The 21,124-nt window shown below is 65.7% G+C and carries 32 protein-coding genes; all 32 read left to right on the top strand.

Translation table 11 applies throughout. From position 1 onward, the window contains the following. Window positions 1–387 carry a hypothetical protein gene (locus DMO17_RS19785; RefSeq protein WP_258371582.1) on the top strand — a complete coding sequence of 129 codons (387 nt, stop codon included), beginning with the start codon at window positions 1–3 and terminating at the stop codon, window positions 385–387. Next, window positions 374–595, top strand: coding sequence for a hypothetical protein (locus tag DMO17_RS19300; RefSeq protein WP_110684103.1), 222 nt, complete (start codon window positions 374–376; stop codon window positions 593–595). The genes DMO17_RS19785 and DMO17_RS19300 overlap by 14 nt, the downstream gene beginning before the upstream one ends. Beyond that, on the top strand, window positions 592–1,410 hold the full coding sequence (locus DMO17_RS19305; protein ID WP_110684104.1) for a bacteriophage antitermination protein Q: 819 nt from the start codon (window positions 592–594) through the stop codon (window positions 1,408–1,410). The genes DMO17_RS19300 and DMO17_RS19305 overlap by 4 nt, the downstream gene beginning before the upstream one ends. A gap of 9 nt (window positions 1,411–1,419) precedes the next feature. Next, entirely contained in the window at window positions 1,420–1,644 is a 225-nt protein-coding gene (locus DMO17_RS19310) for a hypothetical protein (RefSeq protein WP_110684105.1), read from the top strand. Next, the gene (locus DMO17_RS19315) at window positions 1,641–1,952 is read left to right on the top strand and encodes a hypothetical protein (protein ID WP_110684106.1); all 312 of its coding nucleotides are present in this window, start codon (window positions 1,641–1,643) and stop codon (window positions 1,950–1,952) included. Before DMO17_RS19310 ends, DMO17_RS19315 begins: the two co-directional genes overlap by 4 nt. Next, window positions 1,949–2,200, top strand: a complete 252-nt coding sequence (locus DMO17_RS19320) for a hypothetical protein (protein WP_110684107.1) — start codon at window positions 1,949–1,951, stop codon at window positions 2,198–2,200. Before DMO17_RS19315 ends, DMO17_RS19320 begins: the two co-directional genes overlap by 4 nt. A 217-nt stretch (window positions 2,201–2,417) precedes the next feature. Then, window positions 2,418–2,660: a hypothetical protein gene (locus DMO17_RS19325; RefSeq protein WP_110684108.1), complete on the top strand. Its 243-nt coding sequence runs from the start codon at window positions 2,418–2,420 to the stop codon at window positions 2,658–2,660. Further along, complete coding sequence (locus tag DMO17_RS19330) at window positions 2,647–3,195, top strand: lysozyme (protein WP_110684109.1); 549 nt, start codon at window positions 2,647–2,649, stop codon at window positions 3,193–3,195. The genes DMO17_RS19325 and DMO17_RS19330 overlap by 14 nt, the downstream gene beginning before the upstream one ends. Beyond that, window positions 3,192–3,698, top strand: a complete 507-nt coding sequence (locus tag DMO17_RS19335; RefSeq protein WP_110684110.1) for a hypothetical protein — start codon at window positions 3,192–3,194, stop codon at window positions 3,696–3,698. The genes DMO17_RS19330 and DMO17_RS19335 overlap by 4 nt, the downstream gene beginning before the upstream one ends. Further along, on the top strand, window positions 3,695–3,988 hold the full coding sequence (locus DMO17_RS19340; protein ID WP_110684111.1) for a hypothetical protein: 294 nt from the start codon (window positions 3,695–3,697) through the stop codon (window positions 3,986–3,988). Before DMO17_RS19335 ends, DMO17_RS19340 begins: the two co-directional genes overlap by 4 nt. Further along, window positions 3,985–4,584: a Gp49 family protein gene (locus DMO17_RS19345; protein WP_110684112.1), complete on the top strand. Its 600-nt coding sequence runs from the start codon at window positions 3,985–3,987 to the stop codon at window positions 4,582–4,584. The genes DMO17_RS19340 and DMO17_RS19345 overlap by 4 nt, the downstream gene beginning before the upstream one ends. Window positions 4,585–4,827: 243 nt before the next feature. Next, window positions 4,828–5,397 carry a terminase small subunit gene (locus DMO17_RS19920; RefSeq protein WP_110684113.1) on the top strand — a complete coding sequence of 190 codons (570 nt, stop codon included), beginning with the start codon at window positions 4,828–4,830 and terminating at the stop codon, window positions 5,395–5,397. A gap of 28 nt (window positions 5,398–5,425) precedes the next feature. Further along, window positions 5,426–7,384: a terminase gpA endonuclease subunit gene (locus tag DMO17_RS19355; RefSeq protein WP_110684114.1), complete on the top strand. Its 1,959-nt coding sequence runs from the start codon at window positions 5,426–5,428 to the stop codon at window positions 7,382–7,384. Window positions 7,385–7,407: 23 nt separating this feature from the next. Continuing rightward, on the top strand, window positions 7,408–7,923 hold the full coding sequence (locus DMO17_RS19360; protein ID WP_110684115.1) for a hypothetical protein: 516 nt from the start codon (window positions 7,408–7,410) through the stop codon (window positions 7,921–7,923). Window positions 7,924–7,926: 3 nt separating this feature from the next. After that, window positions 7,927–9,438: a phage portal protein gene (locus DMO17_RS19365; RefSeq protein WP_110684117.1), complete on the top strand. Its 1,512-nt coding sequence runs from the start codon at window positions 7,927–7,929 to the stop codon at window positions 9,436–9,438. Window positions 9,439–9,448: 10 nt separating this feature from the next. Then, a complete protein-coding gene (locus DMO17_RS19370; protein ID WP_110684119.1) occupies window positions 9,449–11,302 on the top strand; it encodes a phage major capsid protein in 1,854 nt (617 codons plus the stop codon). A 72-nt stretch (window positions 11,303–11,374) separates the two neighbouring features. Next, complete coding sequence (locus DMO17_RS19375; RefSeq protein ID WP_146224944.1) at window positions 11,375–11,785, top strand: hypothetical protein; 411 nt, start codon at window positions 11,375–11,377, stop codon at window positions 11,783–11,785. After that, complete coding sequence (locus DMO17_RS19380) at window positions 11,782–12,162, top strand: hypothetical protein (protein ID WP_110684122.1); 381 nt, start codon at window positions 11,782–11,784, stop codon at window positions 12,160–12,162. Before DMO17_RS19375 ends, DMO17_RS19380 begins: the two co-directional genes overlap by 4 nt. Then, window positions 12,144–12,668 carry a phage tail protein gene (locus DMO17_RS19385; RefSeq protein ID WP_220034092.1) on the top strand — a complete coding sequence of 175 codons (525 nt, stop codon included), beginning with the start codon at window positions 12,144–12,146 and terminating at the stop codon, window positions 12,666–12,668. The genes DMO17_RS19380 and DMO17_RS19385 overlap by 19 nt, the downstream gene beginning before the upstream one ends. Continuing rightward, entirely contained in the window at window positions 12,649–13,146 is a 498-nt protein-coding gene (locus DMO17_RS19390; protein WP_110684123.1) for a hypothetical protein, read from the top strand. The genes DMO17_RS19385 and DMO17_RS19390 overlap by 20 nt, the downstream gene beginning before the upstream one ends. A gap of 3 nt (window positions 13,147–13,149) precedes the next feature. Further along, window positions 13,150–13,767: a phage baseplate assembly protein V gene (locus DMO17_RS19395; protein ID WP_110684124.1), complete on the top strand. Its 618-nt coding sequence runs from the start codon at window positions 13,150–13,152 to the stop codon at window positions 13,765–13,767. Further along, entirely contained in the window at window positions 13,764–14,096 is a 333-nt protein-coding gene (locus DMO17_RS19400; protein ID WP_110684125.1) for a phage baseplate protein, read from the top strand. Before DMO17_RS19395 ends, DMO17_RS19400 begins: the two co-directional genes overlap by 4 nt. Beyond that, window positions 14,093–15,088, top strand: coding sequence for a baseplate J/gp47 family protein (locus DMO17_RS19405; protein ID WP_110684127.1), 996 nt, complete (start codon window positions 14,093–14,095; stop codon window positions 15,086–15,088). The genes DMO17_RS19400 and DMO17_RS19405 overlap by 4 nt, the downstream gene beginning before the upstream one ends. After that, complete coding sequence (locus DMO17_RS19410; protein ID WP_110684128.1) at window positions 15,085–15,723, top strand: phage tail protein I; 639 nt, start codon at window positions 15,085–15,087, stop codon at window positions 15,721–15,723. The genes DMO17_RS19405 and DMO17_RS19410 overlap by 4 nt, the downstream gene beginning before the upstream one ends. Continuing rightward, window positions 15,723–17,057 (top strand): phage tail protein, encoded by a 1,335-nt coding sequence (locus DMO17_RS19415; protein WP_110684129.1) that lies wholly within the window; start codon window positions 15,723–15,725, stop codon window positions 17,055–17,057. The genes DMO17_RS19410 and DMO17_RS19415 overlap by 1 nt, the downstream gene beginning before the upstream one ends. Before the next feature lie 2 nt (window positions 17,058–17,059). Further along, entirely contained in the window at window positions 17,060–17,479 is a 420-nt protein-coding gene (locus DMO17_RS19420) for a tail fiber assembly protein (protein WP_110684130.1), read from the top strand. 45 nt (window positions 17,480–17,524) lie between these two features. Further along, window positions 17,525–18,199, top strand: a complete 675-nt coding sequence (locus DMO17_RS19425; protein WP_110684131.1) for a DUF7338 family protein — start codon at window positions 17,525–17,527, stop codon at window positions 18,197–18,199. A gap of 13 nt (window positions 18,200–18,212) precedes the next feature. Further along, complete coding sequence (locus tag DMO17_RS19430; protein ID WP_110684132.1) at window positions 18,213–18,413, top strand: hypothetical protein; 201 nt, start codon at window positions 18,213–18,215, stop codon at window positions 18,411–18,413. Window positions 18,414–18,415: 2 nt separating this feature from the next. Then, complete coding sequence (locus DMO17_RS19435; protein ID WP_110684134.1) at window positions 18,416–19,582, top strand: phage tail sheath protein; 1,167 nt, start codon at window positions 18,416–18,418, stop codon at window positions 19,580–19,582. Then, window positions 19,582–20,088: a phage major tail tube protein gene (locus tag DMO17_RS19440; RefSeq protein WP_110684135.1), complete on the top strand. Its 507-nt coding sequence runs from the start codon at window positions 19,582–19,584 to the stop codon at window positions 20,086–20,088. Before DMO17_RS19435 ends, DMO17_RS19440 begins: the two co-directional genes overlap by 1 nt. Window positions 20,089–20,151: 63 nt before the next feature. Then, window positions 20,152–20,718: a phage tail assembly protein gene (locus DMO17_RS19445; protein WP_110684136.1), complete on the top strand. Its 567-nt coding sequence runs from the start codon at window positions 20,152–20,154 to the stop codon at window positions 20,716–20,718. A 128-nt stretch (window positions 20,719–20,846) separates the two neighbouring features. Further along, on the top strand, window positions 20,847–21,124 hold a 278-nt coding region (locus DMO17_RS19450; RefSeq protein ID WP_220034093.1), incomplete at its 3' end, for a hypothetical protein.

Genomic DNA, 21,124 nt, shown 5'->3' on the forward strand with positions numbered 1-21,124 from the left:
ATGGCCGCTCTGCGCCTGGCTACTCAGAACGGCGACCCGGTACCCGCGGCCGAGGATCTGCTCGACCACATGCCGCCGGCGGGCGAGACGAAAGAAGACCGCGAGCGCCGCCTGGCTCGACTGCGCAAGCGCAAGCAGCGGGCTGCTGCGGCCCAGGCCGCGCTTAGAGCCGAGGCGGTCAAGGTGCCGCTCGAGCTGTACGCCGGCACGGTGAAGGCGCTTAACCAGGTGATCGCCGCGGGTGGCTTCGACGGCCCCCAGGCGGCCGAGGAGGCCATCACCCTGTTGTTGCATGGCGCTGCGGCTCTGGCAGCGCGTGACGGTCACGCCTTTGCGCAACTGATCGCCCCGCCGTCACGCCAGGTGGTTGCTGATGCTGACGCTTGAGGCTGCGCCTCTGGAGCTGAGCCAGGCCGATGCGGTGGCATTGGCTGAGCTGATCGACGCCGAGCTGCGCTCGGCCTCGAGGCCTCGGCCGTTTTGCCTGGGCTGTGGCCGCGACATCGACAAGGCCCGCCTGGCGATCTATGCCGCTGCGCGCCGCTGCTCGGTCTGCGCTGGCATCCCTTGCTTGGCCAGGAGGGTCTATCAGTGACCTTTGCCCTTGAAATTCGCCACACCGCGCCGGCTGCGCCGGCGGTTGAATACTGGGCCGCGCTCGTGGACGAGAAAAGCGAAGCGCGCGTGCTCAAGGTGCGCCCGCGCAAGCCAGCCGTCACCCTGCAGGATCTGCAGTGGCTGCGCGAGCGCCTGATGTTCGCCTATCTGGCCCCGGGCGATTACCGCGACGACAGGCCTGAGCAGAAGCTGGTCGGGGCCTTCGACACCAGTTGCACCCGCGACGCCTTCCCGCGCTGGCGTGCTGCCGAGCTGGCCGAGTGCCCAGCCGAGGGCGGCCCCGCTCGGCGTCTCCCTCTCGATTACGTGGCCAGCCTGGCCAGGGATACCACCCGCGTGACTGTCAGCGAGACCCGCAAGAAAAAGGCCAGCTCTGACCCGTTGCCGCCGTCCGCCTTCGACGATGCGCGCCTGGTGCGGATCGTTGCCGCCCAGGCCCCGGCCTACCGCCACTGGCTGCGCTATGCCTACGCCGATTCTCAAGACTGGGCCGACGAGGCCGGCGCGGTGGTCGAGCTGTGGGCGCGGGTAGCGCCTGTATTCGGCAAGCTGCAGGGCAAGACCCTGCAGAAGCTCAAGGGCCTGGCGCACCTGGCGGTGCAGCACGGCAAGCGCTACGCGAACAACGGCCAGGAGCTGTACCAGGCTGCGCGCCTGGCCGAGCTCCTGGGCGTGAAAACGAGCAACTACGACCAGCACTGGCGGCCGCGGTGGCAGGCCCTGGTCAACGGCCTGCAGGCGCTCGACGAGGAGGCCTTGCGGGCGGTGCTGGCTGAATACGACAACCAATGAGGGCAACCGATGAACGTGGAAAAGCTGGAGGAGCTGCTCGAGGAGCTGCGCAAGTGCGACAGGGAATCCCGCGCGGTTGATCAAATGCTGGCTAAGCCCGATATGGAGGTCAATGTTTTGGGGTCTGGCGGCGTATTCATCACGGCCGGCGATATTCACGATGCGCTCGTCGGTCGGCAGCGCGCTCTCGCTGATCGTCGCGCCGCGCTGGTCGAAACGGTGAGGGCGCTTTGATTCTCTGCATCCATTGCCAGGTGCCGCCTGAGCTTCGTCGTCAGCCAGATGGTGACCTGGTGATGTGGATCTGCCCGGTCTGCAATAACCGCGGCGAGGCAACGCCAAGCGAGGCTCGCGCCCTTTCCAGCTGGCAGCTTGTCAACGACGCGGATCTGCCGCCGCATACCTGCAGGGCTAAGACGCCGCCGCGCTTCTTCATCAGCGCCGCCAAGTGGGGCTCGCGCTGTGCTGGCTGCGACTTCGTCGACCATGGCTATGCAACCATCGAGGGCGCTCGCGCCGGCTGGGCTAGGGCGACGCGGTGAAGGCCCGCGCGCTGCTTATCACCAGCTGTTGCGACCCGCATATGTGGTATGCGGGCCTGGTCGGCCAGGTGGTGGCGCTGGTTCGCGAGGAGCCGGACTGCTACTTGTCGCGCGAGCCGGCGGGCTTCGTCAACATCGTGCGCAAACAAGACGCCGATCTGGTCGAGGTCAATTGTACCAATAACCAAAAGTGCCTTTGCCAAACCGGCCTTTTGCGAAAATGTGCAAATGACCCCTTGCAAAAGTAAGGGCGCACGGGGTACTTTAACCACTCTGCGATACAAACGACTAAAGCCCGCCTCTTGGCGGGCTTTTTCGTTTCCGTTACTCGCTGACCCCGGAGGCCTGTATGTAAGCCCTCTACTTGGCCGCCTGCGGGTGGCCCCTTCTCTCCTCGTGCAGGCCTCGGCCTGCAATTCACCAGCCCCGCCCCGTGCGGGGTTTTCTATTTCTGGAGGCTTCTCGATGGCCAACAACCTGCAGCCGCTTGCCGAGTTGGGCGCTGTCGAGGGCGCAAAGCTGATACCAGGCGCAGCCGGTTTCATGCTCTACGGCGTGACCCTGCAGACCTGGGCGCTAGCGATCCCTGTGCTGTATTACCTTGCGCTGCTGGTCGACCTAGTCGGGCGGCGCTGGATCTTTCCGCTGATCAAGATGCTGCGCGCGCGGGGCAAGCCCTGCGAGGGGGCGGTCGATGACGCTGATTAAGCGAATGATCGCCGCGGTGACGCTGACGCTCGCCGCTGCCGGCTTCACGGTCAACGAGACCGCCCTGCCGCGTCCTGTTGAGCGCGCCGCGATCATGGCCGCCCTGGTGGTGATGACGCCGGAAATGGAGGGCACGGTCTACGAGGCCTACCCCGACACCGGCGGCGTCTGGACGATCTGCACCGGCCACACGAAAGGCGTCAGGCCCGGCGACGTGGCCACGCCTGAGCAGTGCGAGGCCTATCTGCATGCTGACCTTGGCCAGGCGGTCGACTACGTCATGCGCGCCGCGCCTGACGCTCCGTTGTTCTCCAAGATCGCGCTTGCCGACTTTGCCTACAACGTGGGCATCGGCGCGCTAGCCCGGTCGACTCTGCTGCAGCTGGCCAAGGCCGGCATGCACGAGCTCGCCGCGCAGCAGTTCGGCCGCTGGATGTTCGTTGCCGGCCGCGACTGTCGAGAACCGAAAAACAACTGCCGCGGCATCCCCATACGCCGCGAACTGCAACGCTCTGTCTATCTGGTGCGCTTATGAAGTCGAGAATCATCGCCCTCGCCGCCCTCCTGGTGATCGCTGGTCTGGTCTACGCCCTGGGCTGGACTCAAGGCGCAAGCCACGAGCAGGCCAACGCGAAGGCGCTCGAGCACGAGCAGCTGCGCCAGGCCTTCGACCAGGGCCGTGCGCTCGGCACCGTGCGCGACCGCGTTGTCACTGAATACGTCGACCGCGTGCAAGTGATCGAGAAGCGCGGCCAGACCATCATTAAAGAGGTGCCTGTCTATGTATCCGAAGCTGCTGATCGCGCTTGCCCTGTCCCTGTTGGCTTTGTCCGGTTGCACGACGCAGTCGCGGCAGGCCTGCCAGCCCCTGGATCTGCCGGCGCTGCTGATGAAGCCCCCTCGGGCGTTGCACTCTCTGCCGTCACAGGCACCGTCGCCGGCAACTACACCGCCTGCCACGCAAACGCCGAGCAGCTAAAGCAGCTGCAGGCGTACCTGCTCGAGCACCAGGCGATCACGCAAGGGGCTGGGCAATGAAGCGCCGCACGTTCCGCCTCGGTGATCTGCGCGCCGGCAAGACGTTTTTTGTCGCCTGGGTCGATCATTCGACCCCTCTCCCGCGCCCAGTGGTGCAGGAGTACCTGGTAACCAGCCGCGCCGCCGGATACTGGCCCGCAGAGGGCGAGTGGTATCCGTACCGCCTGCGCCCTGAGCTGGTCGCATACATCGCCCAAGACTGTCCGCTCTATCGCACTCGCCGCGATGCGAATCGCGCCGCGCTCGGTGAGCTCAAGCGCTTCAACCTCAACCGAAAGGCCCGCCCATGACCCCAAGCGAACAAGACAAGGCCCTCGAGGCGCAGATCCTGGCCAAGGGCCTGACGGCCCCGCGCGTGCTGCCCGAGCAGATCGACGAGCTGGTCAGCCGGCTGAGCTTCCACACCTATGTGATCCCCGGCACCACCGTGACGGTGGCCGCGGCTATCGGCCCTGGCAACTTCGTGGTGGCCATCGGCAAGGCGGGCGCTGCCAGTGCTGAGAACTTCGACGAGATGGTCGGGCGCAATCGCGCGATCTCCCGTGCGAAGGATGCGGCGCGCAATCAACTGTGGGAGCTCGAGGGCTATCGCTTGAAGCGCAACCTGCTCGACCTGCAGGAGTTCGGTGGTCTCGACCAGGTGCTCGAGGTTGCAGCCAACATGCCGCCCGAGCTGGCCGACGTGTGGGCAACCTCGGCCGTTCCGTTCGTTGCGCTGCACCAGGTCGATGCGCCGCCACGCCCTTGCTGCGTTGGTGCTGCCTGCACTGGTGCATGCGGCGCTACCCCTGGCCGCATCGTCGAGCTCGACCCGAGCGAGTCGGTTCGTCCGTGCTCGATCTGCAATGCCTCGAAGGTCGAAGGCTCGACCGGCGCAGCGGTTTAGGTACTCCCACGGCCCCTCCCCCTTCACGGGTGTGAAACTCGCGGGCCTCGCGCGTGTTTGGTTTCGCGAATCGAGTCCGTTCTTCCTATCTCGAGGCCTGCCGGCCTGCATCGCCCGACTGACCTCGCGGCCAGGTTCGGCTAGGCCTCGACCCTATTCACGGAAAGCCCAAAGGGCAGAAGTCTAAAAGGACTTTTTCGCCTTTGGTCTTTTGTACCTTTCGCCCTTAGTCCTTTCTCCCCTATGGCCAAGATCATCAGCAAGAAAGACCTGGCCGACCTGCTCGGCAAGTCGCCGCGCTGGATCTCCAACCTGATCGACGAGGGCCTGCCAACGGTGGGCGGCGGCGGTCGAGGTGTGGCGGTCGAGATCGACAGCCAGGCCGCCATCGAGTGGCTGATCGCTCGAGAAGTTCGGCGCGAGCTGGGCGAGGAGGGCGACGACGACGAGGGTGCCGGCTCGGCTTCGACCGAGGAGCGCCTGCTCAAGCGTGCCCGTCGCGAAAAGCTGCAGATCGAGATCGACAAAGAACGCGGCCGGCTTGTGCCGATTGACGCAGTAATAACCCTGGCGACCAGCATCGCGGCGGTCTATGCGACCCAGCTCGACTCGCTGCCAAGCCGTTGCGCCTCTGACCTGGCGGTGCTCGATGACCCTGCCACAATCCGAGCTCGACTATTTGAGGAAACGCGGCGTATTCGAGCGGCTACAGCCGAACGGCTCGAACATCGCGCACGCTGTTTCGCTGCAGAAGTTGGTGAGCTCGATTCACTTCGTCGCGGCGATGGTGAGTGCGCCACCGCCGAGGACTAGCGACGAGTGGGCACGCGAAAAGCGAATCATGCCCCCGAGCGCGCCGATCCCTGGGCCGTTTAACCCTGACGCCAACCCCTACATGCGCCCGGTTGCCTGGGCGTTTGCCCAGCCCTGTTTCTCCCGGGTGACCTTCGTCATGGGAACGCAGATGGGCAAGTCGGTGACGATGGAGAACATCATCGGCCACCGGCTCGACGAGGATCCTACGCCCTGCCTGTACGTGGCCCCGACCAAGCCGCTGATCGACAGCACGGTCGAGCCCAAGTTTATGGCCATGTTTCGCGAGTGCGCCTCGCTCTGGAAGAAGTACGACCAGGGCATCAGCACGAAAATGACCAAGTGGCTGGCCGGTACCAAGTTTCGCTTCGCCTGGGCCGGCTCGCCGACTGAGCTCGCCGCCGACTCTGCCGGCCTGGTGATGGTCGACGAGGTCGACCGGATCGTAAACACCAGCGAAGGCGACACGACCGAGATCATCGAGGCGCGGGGCGACGCCTACGCCGACTCGAAGATCGGCTACACCGCGACGCCAACGGGCGGCAAGGTTACGCGCCGCGCGGATCCTCGCACCGGCCTGTGGCATTGGGTGCCAGGTGAAAAGCGGGCGATCAGCTCGAAGGTCTGGCAGCTCTGGCAAAGCGGTACCCGCCACGAGTGGGCGGTACCGTGCCCGCATTGCGGCGAGTACTTCGTGCCCTGGTCGGATCTGCTGTGGTGGCCTGGCAAGGGCTCGGCCGAAGAATGCACGCCCGACGAGGCCTTCAAGCATGCCCGGCTGACCTGTCCGTCGACCGGCTGCATGATCGAGGACAAGTGGCGGCCCTGGATGAACAAGCGTGGCGTCGCTGTCGCCCCGGGCGAGTCGGTCACCAAGGCCGGCGCGATTCGTGGCGAGGCTGACACCGCGGGCTTTACGCACTACTCGATTTGGGTCTCTGGCCTGTGCTCCTTTGCGGTCAAGAAGTCCTACGGATTCCTGGCCAAGAAGCTGTTGGGGGCTCAGGTTTTCGGCGATCCGGCGCGCCTGCAGGCGGTGTTTAACACTGGGTTTGGCGAGTGCTACTCAGAAGCGGGCGACGCCCCGAGCTGGGAGGAGGTACGCGCCCAGTGCTACGGCTACGCCGCCGCCGAGCTGCTGCTCGAGCCGTTGCGGATTTTCTGCACTATCGACGTGCAGAAGAATCGCCTGGTGTACGTCATTCGTGCCTGGTACGCAGCCCTCGGCTCGATGCTCCTCGAGCACGGCGAGCTGTGGGGCGAGACTGACCAGGACGCGGTATGGGAGCAGCTCAGCGAGCTGATCGACACCGACTACGACGGCCATCCGATCAACCAGACCGGCATCGACATCGGCTACCGCGACGACCAGGTCTACCGCTTTATCAACGAGCACAAGGGCCGGGCCATGGCCCTGCGCGGTCGCGAACGCCTCGACAAGCCATTCCGAAAGGAAGTGGTCGAGGTCGACCGCAAGGGCAAGACCCGCAAGCGTGGCGACGCCCGCTGGGCGTTCGACTCGCCCCTGGCCAAGCGCTGGGTGCATAGCCGTTTCGGTCGCCCTGACACGCGCCCAGGCTGGTGGCTGCTGCATCAGCAGGTCACCGACGACTACTGCAAGCAGCTGGTCGGCGAGGAGTGGCGCGAGTCTGAGGGCAAGTTCGACCAGGTGGGCGAAAACCACTACCTCGACTGCGAGGCCATGCAATACGTCCTGGCCATGCACGCCAAGCTGCACCGCCGCAAGGCGGGCCAGCTGACCAAGGCGCAGCTGCGCGAGGCGATCAAGGCCGGCCCGATGGCCGAGCGCTTGCCCGCCGAGGTGGCGGATCCGTCACCAGCTGCAGATCCCGAGCCGGTAATGCCGCCTAGTGCGCCCGCCGAGGTTGAGGATAAGCCCGCCAAGCCCGCGCCGACGCGCAAGGCTGACGCGCCAAAAGCCAAGGCCAAGTCTCGCTTCAACATCATCAGAAAGCCCCGGCGGTGATCGCCGGCGGCTGAGGCAACCCTATGGAACCGACACAACTGCACGCGGGCGACTCTGTCGCCTGGGAACGCGCCGTGCCGGGCTATCCGGCGGCCGATGGCTGGCGACTGTTCTACGCCCTGATCGGCCCGGCGCAGTACGTGCTCGAGGCGATTGCCGCCGAGCCTTACCGGATCGAGGCCACGGCCGCTGATACCGCGGCGTGGTCGCCTGGTGCGTACCGCTGGGCCGCGTTCGTCGAGCGCGGCGACACGCGCAAGACGGTGGCCACCGGCCGCCTCGAGGTCTCGCCCAACCTGGCGACGGCTGAACCCTACGACGTGCGCAGCCATGCCGAGCGAATGCTCGCGCTGATCGAGGCCGCGCTCGAGAAGCGGATCCCGAAAGACCAGCAGAGCTATGAGATCGACGGCCTGCGGCTCGACCGGATCCCCATCGAGCGCCTCGATGCCCTGCGCAGCAAGTACCGGCGCGAGCTGATGCGCGAAAAGAACCGCCGCTGGCCGACCGGCCGAGTGGTCAAATTGTCCATGGGGTAGCCTATGCAACCGTTTAAAGCCCTGGGCCGCTTTCTCGGCCTGGGCGGTGCCCCTACGCCGCCCGCTGAGCGCGTCGAGCCGCAAGTGGGGCGTCGCCGCGGCTTCAAGATGGCCGGCGGTGGCCGCCTGGCGAAAGCCTGGTCGGGCCGCTCGAGCGGTGCCGATGCTGACCAGGTGATCTACGCCGACCACGAGACGCTGCGACAGCGCGCCCGCGAGCAGTCGATCAACACCTCCTACCTCAAGCGCTTCTATCGCCTGTTGCGCCAGAACGTGATCGGCCCCTACGGCATCCGCCTGCAATCCAAGGCGCTGCTGCCAGACGGCAAGCCCGACCGCGTCACGCGCCGACTGATCGAAAAGGAATGGCGGAAATTCTGCAAGAAGGGCGTCTTCGACGTCACCGGCCGCTATAGCTACGTGACCTTCTCCTGGCTCTGGCTCGAGACCCTGGCGCGCGATGGCGAGGTGCTCGTGCGCCTGGTGCGCAATTGGCCAAACCGCTGGGGCTTCGCCCTGCAGATCCTCGAGGCCGACCGCCTCGATCTGAACCTTAACCAGCTGCTCGACAACGGCAACCGCATCAGGATGGGCGTCGAGATCGACGAGTGGGAGCGCCCGGTCGCGTACTGGATGCTTAACGACCACCCGGGCGACATCCTGCGCCGCGCCGAGGAGCGCTACGAGCGGATCCCGGCGAGCGAGCTGATCCACACCTTCGACCCCTGGCGGCCGCATCAGTCGCGCGGCTTCACCTGGACGCACGCCGCGGCCGTGGACATTCATCACCTGGGCGAGTTTCGCTCGGCGACCCTGGTCAAGGCCGAGCACGCGGCCAAGATCACCGGCTTCTACGAGCAGGACGCCGAGTGGCTGGATCCGCCCGACGACGAGACGGGCGACGTCGACGTGGTCGAGGAGGTCGAGGCCGGCACCACCAAGGTGCTGCCCTACGGCCTGACCTACAAGCCGCACCAGAACGCCTCGCCCGGTAGCGACTACGCCCCGTTCGTGAAGGACACCCTGCGCGGCGGTGCCGCTGGCCTGGGGCCGAGCTACAACCGCCTGGCCAACGACCTGGAGGGCGTCAGCTTCTCCTCGCTGCGCTCTGGCGAGCTGGACGAGCGCGACTTCTACAAGTGCTGCCAGGAGCTCGTGATCAGCGAGCTGCTCGAGCGCATGGGCGAGGAGTGGTTCAACTGCGCCTTGCTCAAGGGCGCGATCAAGATCGCCCCGCGCGATCTGCCCCGCTGCAGCGACCAGGAATGGCAGGCCCGCGGCTGGGATTGGGTCGACCCATTGAAGGACTCGAAGGCCTCGCGCGAAAGCGTCAGCGGCCGGATCAAGTCGCGCAGCCACTACATCCGCCTCAACGGCGACGACCCCGACGAGGTTTTCGAGGAGCTCGCTCAAGAGGAGCAGCAGCTCCGAGAAATGGGGCTGCTCGCTGAACCAACACCAACCAACCAGGAGAAGCCTGACGATGCCAGCGACGACCGCGAAGAAGACGAGTAGCGCGGAGCCGATGCCCGTCCTGCGCCAGATCGAGGGCCAGCAGCTGCAGCGCGTGCTGGCTGTCGACCGCGACACCCTGGATCTCGAGCAACGCACCGTCGAGGTGGCCGTCTCGAGCGAATACGGCGTGCGTCGGTGGTTCGGCATGGAAGTGCTCGACCACTCCGAGGACTCGATAGACCTGACCCGGCTCCGTAATGGCGCGCCTCTGCTGCTGCAGCACAACAGCTGGTCGGGCCAGATCGGCGTGGTCGAGGACGCCTGGCTCGACGCTGATCGGAAGATCCGCGCCCGCGTGCGCTTCTCGCGCAGCGAGCAGGCCGAGCCGATCTGGCAGGACGTCGTCGACAACATCCGCCGCAACATCAGCTGCGGCTACCTGGTGCATGAAATGGTGCTCGAGCGTTCCGAGAACGGCCTCGATCACTACCGCGTTACCCGCTGGGAGCCCTACGAGGTTTCCAGCGTATCCGTGCCTGCAGACCCGACCGTCGGGGTGGGGCGCTCCAATGAAGCAACGACCAACACCATCACCATTCGAGGTATTGCAATGCCCAAGCCGAACGAACCCCAAGAAGACGGTCAGCAGACTCGCAACATTCCAGCGCCTGTTGCTGGCGGCGACCTGGTTACCGCTGAGCGTCAGCGCATCGCTGACATCTACGCCCTGGGCGACCGCTTCCAGCAGCGCGACCTGGCCGCTGACGCAGTGACCGGCGGGCACAGCGTCGACCAGTTCCGCGCCGTGCTGCTCGAGCGCCAAGCGCCCGGTGGTGCCAAGCCGCTGGCCCCTGCGCAGCCCAAGCCGGGCGAGCGCGACCTGCCGGGCTTCGTCAAGGATGTTTCCGCGCGTGGCCTGGGCCTGACCGAAAAGGAAATGGACAGCTTCTCGCTGATGCGCGCCATGAACGCCTACGCCGAGAAGGACTGGAGCAAGGCCGGCCTCGAGCGCGAGGTCAGCCTGGCCCTGGCCGACACCCTCAAGAAAGAGGCCCGCGGTTTCTTCGTGCCGCATGACCTGCTCGTGCGCGGTATGTCGAAGGGCGAGGCCGGCAAGGGTGGCGAGCTGGTGGCCACTGAGCTGCGCGTCGATCAGTTTATCGACATCCTGCGCAACAAGACCAAGATGGCCCAGCTCGGCATGCGCATGCTCGGCGGCCTGGTCGGCGATCTGGATCTGCCGAAGAAGGTCAACGGCTCCAACTTCTACTGGCTGGGCGAGGGCGACAACGTCACCCCGAGCGACTTCGACCTGACCACCATCCCGCTGTCGCCGAAGACCATCGCGGGCGCGATCCCGGTCACCCGCAAGCTGCGCAAGCAGGCGGCGAAGTCCATCGAGGCGATGATCATCAGCGACCTGGTCGAAGGCCTGGGCGTTGCCATCGACTTGGCGATGCTGCTCGGTACCGGCGCGGACAACCAGCCGCTGGGCCTGCTGAATCAAGTCGGCCTGCCGTCTGTGACCTATCCGGCCGGCGGTATCGACTGGGCGTCCGTGGTGGCCATGGAGACCAAGGCGGGCACCTTCAACGTCGAGGGCGACTCCCTGGCCTACCTGACCAGCGTCACCCAGCGCGGTGCAGCTAAGAGCACCCAGGTATTCGCCAACACCGGCGAGCGCCTCTGGAAAGACAACGAGGTCAACGGCTACAGCGCCCATGCGACCAACCAGATGCCGGCAGACAAGTGGCTGTTTGGCGACTTCTCGCAGCTGGTGTGCGGCCTGTGGGGCGTGCTGGATCTCAAGCCCGACCCGTATGCCTTGGCTGGCAGCGACGGCCTGATGCTGCGCGTGTTCCAAGACGTCGACGCCGCCGTGCGCCGCAAGGAAGCCTTCTGCGTTGGCGTGAAAGGCGTTTAACCCGAACCTGAAAGCGGGCAGGTAGGGGGCTCCGGCCCCCGTTTTGCCCCTTTCCCTGAATAGGTGCCCCCTATGTCTACCACTCAAATGCGCACCGCCCTCGTGGTGCTGCTGACGGATCTCACCGTACACGGTGACGTGATCCCCGAAAAAACCGTGATCGAGGTCGAGCGCTCGATCCGCAACGACTGGTTCGGCTCGAAGCTGTGCCGCGACGCGACGGTCGAAGAAATCGCCGAGTACCGCGGGCAGGAGCACGCCGCTGACGGCTTCGACGAGCAGCTGCAGCTCGACCAGGCGCAATTGCTCGCCGACATCGAGGCGAAGAAGGGCGACCTGGCCACCCTGCAGGAGTCGGTCGAGCTGCTGACCGAGGCGCGCGCGGGCCTGCAGGCCGAGGTCGACGACCTGGGCAAGCAGAAGAAGGCCTTGGCCGATGAAGTCGCCGCCCTGGAGAAAGCCAAGAAGGCGGCCGGCAAGTGATAGGTGCCGATGATCTCGGCGACTTCTTCGACCCCGACGAGTTCGGTACCACCGCGCAGCTGCTCGTGCCGGGCCAGCCCGCGCGCCAGGTCAGCGCCCTCGAGGGTGCGCCGGGTGCGTCGGGCCGGCTGTATCGCTCGGGCGTGGATCCGAACGCCTCAAGCCTGCGGGTGAAGCCCGCCCAGGTGAAGCTGCAGCTGGCCCGGGGCGATGTCCCGGCCGACTACCAGCTCGCCAAGGTGGCGCTCGAGGGCGTGGAGTACTCAATCGCAAACGTGGAACCCCTGGGGCGGCTGCGCTCGCTGCTGACCCTGATCCCCTACGGTGACCGCTCGGCTCCGGCCGGGGAGCGTGGCAAGTGGCAGGCTTCCAACTGAATTTCGAGGTGGACGGCTGGGCCGGCGTAGAAAGCGCCCTGGCCGATGCACCTCGCAAGCTGGATCTGGCCGCCGCCCGCGCCCTGCGCAAGACGGCGCAATGGCTGCGCACGCACAGCTCGCGGGAAATCGCCCGCGAGCTGGGCATCACGCAAAGCCCGGTACGCCACCGCTACAACATTTACAGCCAGTCGACGGCCCGCGAGGTAAAGCTCTGGGTCGGCCTGCAGCCTATCGGCGTTCACTACCTGGGCACGCCCAGGCAGACGGCGACGGGCGTCAAGGTTGGGCATCGCGATTATGACGACGCCTTCATATCGCCGATGAAGTCGAGCCAGCGGCTCGTCTTTCGGCGCAAGGGTCGCGAGCGCTTGCCCATCGAGAAAGTGACCGAGGACTGGGAAGGCCCAGCCCTTGGCGCGCTCGAGCGCTGGGAGCGCCGCGCGATGGAACGCTTCATGGAGCTATTCGAGCACGAGGCGCGTTATGCCCTTCAAACCGCTTAACCAGGTCTCCGACCTTTTCTTCGCCATCGGCGACGCTATCCATGCCGCGGGCCTGGGCGTCGACGTGGCCAATTACGACGAGTTCGAGGGCACCGTGCGCCATGCCACGGTGCTGATCGAGCTCGAGCGCACCACCCCGGCCGTCAAGCAAAACGACGGGCGCTATGTGCATGCCGTCACCGTCACCCTGCACGGCGTTGTCGGCCGGTGGCGCAAGCATGCCGCCCTCGAGGCGGTGAACCTGGCCACGTGCCTGGAGCGCCTCGCCGACTCAAACCGCTGGGGCTTTCAAGGGCGCTTTTGTGGTTTGCCCGAGGATATGCGCAGCGGGCCGTCGATGTTTCAGCGCGGCTCCGATGGCTATGACGCCTGGGCCGTGACGTTCCGGCAATCGCTGGCCATTGGTACCGACCGGGCGCTGCCCGAATTTGGAGAGGCCCCCTCGGCCACTGCCGAGGTGTGGCAGATCGAGGCTTAACCCATGTTTAACGCCTACCTGCGTATCCAGCTCGCGCCGCTGATCGAGCGCCTGGCTTCGCTCGAGGCTGAGCTCGAGGATCTGCGCCGCCGCGCCGACGGGCACAACCGCATCGGCACGGTGGTGGCGGTGGATCCGGCGAAAGTGCTCTGCCAGGTCAGCCACGGCGAGCTGCGCTCGCCCTGGATCAAGTACGCATGCTTGGCGGCCGGCGAGGTCAACGAGACCCGGCACCCGTCGGTGGGCGAGCAGTGCCTGCTGCTGAACTACGGCGGCGGCGATGGCAGTGCCCAGGCGATTGCCCTCCTCGGCTTGCCCTCGGCGCAGTTCCCGCCGGTCTCTGACCGCGCCGAGCTGCACCGCCGCACCTACCCGGACGGCACCGAAAGCAGCTACGACCACGTGGCGCATGCCTTGGACTGGAAAAACGGCCCGACCACGGTCAAGGCCGACCAGGCCGGCATCGAGCTGCTGAGCAATGGCAGCGGCCTACGGATCGACGCCTCGGGCGTTCACCTGGTCGGGCCGAAGGTAGACCACGAAGGCGTCGACATCGGGAAAACCCACCCGCATTTAGACCTGCAGAATGCTGCGGTCGCTACCGGAAAGCCGAAACCATGATCGGAATCGACCGCGACACCGGCGCGACAGTCGACGACTGGCCCGCCTTTGTGCAGCGCGCCACCCGCGCCCTGACAACCCCGCTCGGTACCAGGCAAAAGCGGCCGCTGTACGGCTGCAGGTTGCCGACGCGCCTGGGCCGCAACCTGGGCGACCAGCTGCTGATACTCGCCCAGGGCGACGCCGTCGACGCCTTCTACAACGAGGCGAACGGCCTCGGCGACTTCAAGCCCGAGGTGGTGGTGGCCACCCGTGAGGGTGCCGGCCTGCGCCTGCGCCTGGCGGGCACCTGGCACAACCGCAAGATGACGTTCGAGGTGACCACGTGAGCATGCTTATTCCGGGGCTCAACCAACTGGCCGAGCCCGAGATCGTCAAGGTCGAGAATTTCGAGACGTTGCTGGCCGAGTTCAAGGCCGAGGTGCTGGCCTACGTGGCCGCGCGGGATCCGGCCAAGGCCGCCCGCCTGCAGGAGGCACTGGAAAACGACAGCGAGCTGCTGTCGATGGCCCTGCAGGCCATGACGTTGCGCCTGCAGGGCCATGAACGCAAATACAACGCCCGCATCAAGCAGATGCTGGCCTGGTGGGCAACTGGCAGCAACCTGGACGCCCGCGGCGCGGATCTCGGCCTCGAGCGCCGCACCATCAGCCCCGGCGACCCTAGCGCCTTCCCGCCGGTTGATCCGGTGCTCGAGGAGGACGAGGACTATCGGCTGCGCTATTACTTGGCCCCGCATGCCCCGGCCGCTGGCTCGCGCCTGCAGTACCGCCGCGAGGCCATGACCCTGGGCGAGCGCGCCACGGTCACCGTGGAAGCACCCAGCGCTGGCCAGCTGGTGGTGACGTACACCTTCGCCGAGGATGGTTTCGCGGCGCAGATGAAGGACGCCAACGGCCGCCGCACTGCGCCGGGCCAGGTGACCGTCACCGCCCTGGCGCGCGAGGGCAACGGCACGCCGAGCGCCGAACTGCTGGAAGTGGTCGAGGGTCACTTCGCCCGTGATGACGTGCGCCCCGAGACCGACCAGGTGATCGTGCAAGCGGCCGAGATCGTGCCGTATCAGATCGCCGCGATTGCCTACATCAACCCGGGGCCGGATGCCCAGCTGACCAAAGAGGCGGCCGAGCAGGCGCTGGGCGTTTATGCCGCGGCGCGCCACCGGCTGGCCAGCTATGTGGATCCGAGCCGGATCAACCAGGTGCTGCATGACTCAGGCGCTGAGCGCCTCGAGCTGCTGTCGCCGTTGGTGCCAATCGAGTGCGAAGCGCACCAGGCCCCCTTCTGCATTGGGATAAACGTCGAGGTTAGGCCGCTATGACCGATGACGCCCCGGGCCTGAGCCTGTTACCACCCAACCGCTCGCTGCTCGAGGCCGGCCTGGATCTCGCTTTCGCAAAACTGCTCGAGCGCATCGAGCCGCCGTTCCCGGCGCTGATGAATCCCGCCACTACTCCGGTCGACTTCCTGCCTTACCTGGCGGCGGATCGCGGCGTTAGCGAGTGGCAACCTGCAGCGCCCGAGGCCGAAAAACGCACCACGGTGGGCACGGCCTGGGAGGTAAAGCGCCTGGCCGGTACCCGGCGCGCGCTCGAGCAGGCTGTTTCGAGCCTGCAGCTGCGCCCCGAGGTGACGGCGTGGCACGAGAAAACGCCAGCCGGCACGCCCTACAGCTTCGAGGTTATGGCCTGGGCCGAGCAGCCCTTCGACGAGCAGACCAACGCGCGCCTGGATGCCCGCCTGGCCGCTGCCAAAAGCGAGCGCGACGTGCTGACGACGCGCATCGGGCTTAGCACCAGGTCGCGCACTTATCGCGCCGCCGCCCTGCTTTGCGGCGAGCTGGCCACCATCTACCCGCTGCAGACAACCGAGCTCGAGCAGAGCAACCCGGTCTACGTTGCCGCGGCCCTGAATACGGTCGAGACGACCACCATCTACCCGCTGCAGGAGGCCTGATGGCACAGCAAGACTATTACACCATCCTGACCTCGGCCGGCCTGGCCTACGAGGCAAACCGCAAGGCCTTGGGCCTACCGATCAAGCTGACTCAAATGTCGGTCGGCGATGGCAACGGCGCGGTCTATAACCCGGCCGCCGCACAAACTGCCCTGGCGCGGGAGGTATGGCGCGGGCCGATCAATGCGCTGCTGCAGGACGCCACGAACCCCACTTACCTGGTGGGCGAGCTGACCCTGCCGGATGACGTGGGTGGCTGGTATGTGCGCGAGGTGGGTTTCTGGACGGATAGCGGGATCCTCTACGCCATCGGCAAGTACCCGGAGAGCTTCAAACCTGAGCTTTCTGCAGGCGCTGGCAAAGAGTTCTACATCCGCGCGATCTTCGAGACCAGCAACGCTAATTCGGTCACCCTGGTGGTCGATGACACGGTAGTTAAGGCGACCCGCGCCTATGTGATCGACTACGTCGCCGCCGAGCTGGCGAAGCGCGATGGCAAAGACTCGGTTCGGGTGGCGACCACCGCCGAGATTGTGTTGTCAGGCGCGCAAAGCATCGACGGCGTGGCTGTGGTTGCAGGTAATCGCGTGCTGGTGAAGAACCAATCGAACGCCGCACAAAATGGCATTTACGTCGCGGCCGCCGGCCCTTGGTTGCGGGCCGCCGATGCTGACGCGAGCATCGAGGTGACGCCCGGCATGCTTGTGCCGGTCGAGGAGGGCGCGGAGAACGGTGACAGCGTATGGAAGCTGTTCACCAACGCACCTATCACGCTGGGCACTACCGCCCTGTTTTTTGAAATGGTGGCCAGCGCGCCGGCAACCCAGGCAGATGCCGAGGGCGGTACGGCACCAGGGAAGTGGATGTCGCCCCTGCGAGTGTTTCAGGCGCTGCGCTCTGCCGCTGCAGCCGCCACTGAGGCGTTGCGCGGTGTGCTTCGCGTTGGCACGCAAGCCGAAGTCAATGCCGGCACGCTCGACAACGTGGCGGTGACGCCTAAAAAACTACGCTGGGGCGTTTCGTACCTGATCGCAGCCAATGGTTACTTGGCCTTCCCGACCTGGCTCGGCGGCCTTGTCATTCAATGGGCGAGCGCGCAGGTCTACACCAACGGCGCAAACGGCGGCACGTCCACGGTAACTCTGCCGATGGCTTTTCCGAATGCGTTTTTCGGCGTGCTGGCGATCAAGAAGACGACGGCCTGGCTTAACGGCGCGGAAACTTTTCAGGCTGCGCCGTCTGGCCTTTCTCAGGCGGCTATCAGCGCTGATTCGGCCTCTGGCCAAGAAGGCGCCGGTAACCGCGATGTTTTCTATTTCGCAGTAGGTAACTGAGCATGAAGAAGTTTTTCTTCTGCCCCGAAACGCTGGGGCTTTATCCGGGCGCCCCTTACGGGGACGCCGCCGGGAAGGACTGCATCGAGCTGACCGAGGCCGAGTATCGCGCGCTTGCGGGCCATGCCTTGGCGCTAGACGCCGCCGGCCGCCCAGTTTTAGTCGCATCTCTGCCTCTTACCGTCGAGCAGCTGGAGGCCGCTGAGCGGGGTTGGCGCGACTATGAGCTTCGACGCTCCGAGTGGCTGATCGCTCGTCATCGCGACGAAGTGGACATGGTGACCACGACGACCTTGTCGGTTGAACAGTACGGCGAGCTGTTGGCGTGGCGTCAGTTACTGCGCGACTGGCCCGCCTCGCGGGCATTCCCTGACGACTCTGGTCGCCCAGTGCCGCCTGCCTGGCTTGCTTCCCTTACCTAATGAAAGCCCCCGCCCTGGGGGCTTTCGCGTTTCTGAGGATCCGTAATGCTCGAAAAACTCAAACGGGGCACCGCCTGGTGCCTCGAGATCCTGCTCGCCCTGGTGCAATGGGCGGTGCTCCTGGTGGTGCGTGTGGCGCTGATCGTCGTCGGCCTGCTGGTTGACGCGGTGGCGATTCTGTTCGCGGTACCGGGCCTGTCGCTGAGCGATGGCCGCCCGATCTGGAACGTGCCGGCCTGGGCCTGGCTGTTCGGCAATGACTTCGACGGCCTCGACGGCGACAAGCGCCGCTGGTGGGCTGACAACTGCGACGATCTGGTGCTGTTCGGCCTGTTGCCATTGCTGCGCCGCATCGGCTTTACGGTCGACTGGCTCGCCGTCGATTCGTGGCTCGCGCGCTGGTGGTGGGCCGCGGTGCGCAATCCGGTAAACAACCTGCGCCTGGTGCCTGGCTTCAACTGCCCGGTGAGCGAGTGCGAGATCCGCTACCTCGGCGACTACGCCGTCGAGGATAAGCCCGGGCAAGGCGGCTGGCAGTTCGTCAGCGCGCGCCGCCGGGGCGGGGTCTCCCGTTGGTATGGCTTTTATCTGGCGCTGCCCTATGGGCCTGCCAGGGCCTTTGTGGTGCGCCTTGGTTACAAGATCAAGCCCGCGCACCAGGACACCGCCGAGCCCGGCAAGGGCATGACCTTCAAGATCAACCCGGCGAAAGCCATCTAGGGAGACCGCCACCATGGCAGACCGCAACAACTACACCGTGCTCGTGCCGTACCCGAAAGGGGGCGGCCACTGGACACGCAAGGGCGACAAGGTCGACCTGCTCGATGTCGAGGCTCTGGCCCTGCGTCAGGCCGGCCGCATCAAACTGACTGCCGAGCTCGAGGCCGAACAGGCCGCGCCGGTGACCACCAAGAAAACCGCTGCTAAGGACTGACCATGGCCGAGGTAACCAATTTCGAGCACAACGGCGTCTCCGTCGAGACGACCGAATCCCCCGAAGCGATGGGCGGGCTTGGCGACAACGTCGTCGGCCTGGTCGGTACCGCGCCCAAGGCTGATATGAGCGTTCCGCGCAGCTATCCCTTCCGCATCAATAGCTTCACCCTGGCCGCGTTGCTGGATCCGACCGGCACCGAAGCCGGCTCGCTGTACCACACCGTCCACGCGATCCTGAAAGTGGTTAAGGTGCCGATCTATGTGGTGATCGAGGAGGAGGGCGCAACCCCGGCCGACACGGTCAACGCCATCATCGGCGGCGTCGACGCCACCTCTGGCCAGGTCACCGGCCTCGGCGCTCTGGCGCTGTGCGCCGAGGTGCCGACCATCATCGGCGCGCCTGGCTTCTCCGATAAGCAGGCGGTGCATAGCGAGTTGGCCAGCCTGGGTAAGCGGATCCGTGCGCGGGTGGTCTTCGACGGCCTCGACACCGACGTGGCCGGCCAGGTGGTCAACAGCCAGGCCATTGGTGGCGCGGCGCTGGGTTATGACCGCTGCTACATGGTTCACCAGATGCCCGCGGTCTACTCCAAGGCGGCCAAGGCCAACGTGTTCCTGCCGCCCTCGAGCCTGGCCATTGCGGCCATGGCCGCGGTCAAGCAGTGGGAAAGCCCGGGCAACCAGGTGACCTACGCGGCCGACGTGGCGCGCACCGTCGAGTACAACATCCTCGACAAGTCGACCGAGGGCGACCTGCTCAACCGCTACGGCGTGAGCTACTACGCGCGCACCACCCTGGGCGGCTTTTCGCTGCTGGGCAACCGCTCGATCACCGGCAAGTTCATCAGCTACGTGGGCCTCGAGGACGCCATCACCCGCAAGCTGGTGAAAGCGGCGCAGAAGGTCATGGCGAAGAACCTGACCAAGACCTTCATGGAGCAGGAGGTTAAGCGGATCGACGACTGGATCCAGACCCTGGTGGCCGACGAGACCATCCCGGGCGGCAAGGTGTACCTGCACCCCGAGCTGAACAGCGTCGAGAAGTACAAGAACGGCACCTGGTACCTGTGCATCGACTACGGCCGCTACGCGCCCAACGAGCACATGATTTACCAGCTCAATGCGTCTGACGCGATCATCGAAGAATTTCTTGAGGACGTTCTCTAATGCTGACTAACCGAGTGCGGCAGATCATCACTGCCACCCTGCAGGGCCTGCCGCTTAACGCGACCATCGACGACTATGATCCGCCGGTGATCGAGTTCGACATGGAAGAAATGCGCGGCGGCCGTTACATCCCCGAGGAGATGGCCACCGGCATGAAAGCGCTGTCGGGCAAGCTGACGCTGCAAGGCGTCGGCCTGCCGATCATGGCGGCCCTGGGCGTCAGCGGTGGCGACGACATCCTGCTGACTGTGCAGGAAGCCGGCGAAGACCAGGACGGCAACGAGTGGTTCACCTACCACGTGCAGGGCGGCAAGCTGAAAAAGCTCGAGGAGAAGACCCTCAAGATGGGCGACAAGCCGGTCACCGTGCTGGAAATCGCCCTGCGCACCTACACCCGCCTGGAAATGGGCGTGCCGGTGATCGACATCGACACGCGCACGCAGAAGGTCGTCGTCAACGGCGTGGATCTGCTCAAGGGCGCGCGTCGCCTGGCCCTGATGGTTTAACCCGCCACCCTCGAACCAAGCCGCCTACGGGCGGCTTTTTCGTGTCTGTAAGGAATCCCCGCAATGAGCTGGAAACCCGAACCGCATCCCCTGCGCTGGCCCGTCACCCTCGAGGGCGGCGAGATCCTGACCACCATCGAGCTGCGCGCCTTCACGGTCGAGGAGCACCGCGCCGCGCTGGCCAGTGTCGGCACCGATGAAGAAGAACAGTTTGAGGCCCTGCTGCTGGTGGCCACCGGCTTGCCGGTTGGCGTGCTCGAGCAGATCAAGCGCCCCGACTACGTGGCCCTGGTCACGCGCATGCACGAGTATGTGAACCTGCCGGCCAGCTACTTCCTGGGCCGCAAGCCCGAGGATCCTGACGACGCGCCGCTCCTGGTGCCGATCAAGGCCATCGGCCGCACGGTTGACCGGCTGGCTCTGCAGGTGCCTGCGATGAAGGCGACCAAGGTCATGCGCAAGCTCAAGACCGACAACGAGCGCACCGACTTTATCAGCGCGCATTGCACCGGCCTGTCGACGGTTGAGGTGCTGCGCCTGAGCATCCCCGATTGGACGCAGCTGCAGGAGCGCCTGCACGCTTTTTTGAACAAGCCGGCGGCCTACTTTCCGAGCGCGACATCGAAGTAATCCTCGATGTCGTGCCGCTCGTTTACCACGTAAGCGAAGCGGAGATTCTGGAGTGGGACGCCGGAAAAGGGCTGCGCCGCTACGAGCTGGCCATGGCGCGCCTGGGCGTAAAGCAAAAGGGGTAGGGCATGGCTGACACCAAGTCGAAGTACTCGCTACGGCTGGCCGCCGTGGACGCCTACTCGAAGACGTTCGGCGACTTCTCGAAGAAAGCCGACAAGCTGCAGGACGAGATCAAGGGCCAGCGGGCCGAGCTGGACAAGCTCAACCGCCTGGCCCGCTCGGCCGACGGTTACACCAAGCTGACCGAGAAGCTCGACAAGACCAAGACCGCCCTGCAGGCGGCCAAGGTTGAGCAGGTCAGCCTGGGCAAGGCGCACCAGGCCGCCGCGGCGACGGTGCAGCG

Origin of the sequence: Aquipseudomonas alcaligenes, assembly GCF_003205495.1 — a bacterium.
Taxonomy (GTDB): Bacteria; Pseudomonadota; Gammaproteobacteria; order Pseudomonadales; family Pseudomonadaceae; genus Aquipseudomonas; species Aquipseudomonas alcaligenes_B.

What these genes read in the sequence shown, in the direction of transcription:
- DMO17_RS19370 (WP_110684119.1), top strand. Translation starts at nt 9,449, where the DNA reads ATGCCCGTCCTGCGCCAGATCGAGGGCCAGCAGCTGCAGCGCGTGCTG.
- DMO17_RS19445 (WP_110684136.1), top strand. Translation starts at nt 20,152, where the DNA reads ATGAGCTGGAAACCCGAACCGCATCCCCTGCGCTGGCCCGTCACCCTC.
- DMO17_RS19435 (WP_110684134.1), top strand. Translation starts at nt 18,416, where the DNA reads ATGGCCGAGGTAACCAATTTCGAGCACAACGGCGTCTCCGTCGAGACG.
- DMO17_RS19425 (WP_110684131.1), top strand. Translation starts at nt 17,525, where the DNA reads ATGCTCGAAAAACTCAAACGGGGCACCGCCTGGTGCCTCGAGATCCTG.
- DMO17_RS19325 (WP_110684108.1), top strand. Translation starts at nt 2,418, where the DNA reads ATGGCCAACAACCTGCAGCCGCTTGCCGAGTTGGGCGCTGTCGAGGGC.
- DMO17_RS19400 (WP_110684125.1), top strand. Translation starts at nt 13,764, where the DNA reads ATGATCGGAATCGACCGCGACACCGGCGCGACAGTCGACGACTGGCCC.
- DMO17_RS19300 (WP_110684103.1), top strand. Translation starts at nt 374, where the DNA reads ATGCTGACGCTTGAGGCTGCGCCTCTGGAGCTGAGCCAGGCCGATGCG.
- DMO17_RS19310 (WP_110684105.1), top strand. Translation starts at nt 1,420, where the DNA reads ATGAACGTGGAAAAGCTGGAGGAGCTGCTCGAGGAGCTGCGCAAGTGC.
- DMO17_RS19415 (WP_110684129.1), top strand. Translation starts at nt 15,723, where the DNA reads ATGGCACAGCAAGACTATTACACCATCCTGACCTCGGCCGGCCTGGCC.
- DMO17_RS19340 (WP_110684111.1), top strand. Translation starts at nt 3,695, where the DNA reads ATGAAGCGCCGCACGTTCCGCCTCGGTGATCTGCGCGCCGGCAAGACG.
- DMO17_RS19410 (WP_110684128.1), top strand. Translation starts at nt 15,085, where the DNA reads ATGACCGATGACGCCCCGGGCCTGAGCCTGTTACCACCCAACCGCTCG.
- DMO17_RS19345 (WP_110684112.1), top strand. Translation starts at nt 3,985, where the DNA reads ATGACCCCAAGCGAACAAGACAAGGCCCTCGAGGCGCAGATCCTGGCC.
- DMO17_RS19375 (WP_146224944.1), top strand. Translation starts at nt 11,375, where the DNA reads ATGTCTACCACTCAAATGCGCACCGCCCTCGTGGTGCTGCTGACGGAT.
- DMO17_RS19390 (WP_110684123.1), top strand. Translation starts at nt 12,649, where the DNA reads ATGCCCTTCAAACCGCTTAACCAGGTCTCCGACCTTTTCTTCGCCATC.
- DMO17_RS19430 (WP_110684132.1), top strand. Translation starts at nt 18,213, where the DNA reads ATGGCAGACCGCAACAACTACACCGTGCTCGTGCCGTACCCGAAAGGG.
- DMO17_RS19395 (WP_110684124.1), top strand. Translation starts at nt 13,150, where the DNA reads ATGTTTAACGCCTACCTGCGTATCCAGCTCGCGCCGCTGATCGAGCGC.
- DMO17_RS19785 (WP_258371582.1), top strand. Translation starts at nt 1, where the DNA reads ATGGCCGCTCTGCGCCTGGCTACTCAGAACGGCGACCCGGTACCCGCG.
- DMO17_RS19420 (WP_110684130.1), top strand. Translation starts at nt 17,060, where the DNA reads ATGAAGAAGTTTTTCTTCTGCCCCGAAACGCTGGGGCTTTATCCGGGC.
- DMO17_RS19360 (WP_110684115.1), top strand. Translation starts at nt 7,408, where the DNA reads ATGGAACCGACACAACTGCACGCGGGCGACTCTGTCGCCTGGGAACGC.
- DMO17_RS19355 (WP_110684114.1), top strand. Translation starts at nt 5,426, where the DNA reads ATGCCCCCGAGCGCGCCGATCCCTGGGCCGTTTAACCCTGACGCCAAC.
- DMO17_RS19335 (WP_110684110.1), top strand. Translation starts at nt 3,192, where the DNA reads ATGAAGTCGAGAATCATCGCCCTCGCCGCCCTCCTGGTGATCGCTGGT.
- DMO17_RS19920 (WP_110684113.1), top strand. Translation starts at nt 4,828, where the DNA reads ATGGCCAAGATCATCAGCAAGAAAGACCTGGCCGACCTGCTCGGCAAG.
- DMO17_RS19365 (WP_110684117.1), top strand. Translation starts at nt 7,927, where the DNA reads ATGCAACCGTTTAAAGCCCTGGGCCGCTTTCTCGGCCTGGGCGGTGCC.
- DMO17_RS19440 (WP_110684135.1), top strand. Translation starts at nt 19,582, where the DNA reads ATGCTGACTAACCGAGTGCGGCAGATCATCACTGCCACCCTGCAGGGC.
- DMO17_RS19330 (WP_110684109.1), top strand. Translation starts at nt 2,647, where the DNA reads ATGACGCTGATTAAGCGAATGATCGCCGCGGTGACGCTGACGCTCGCC.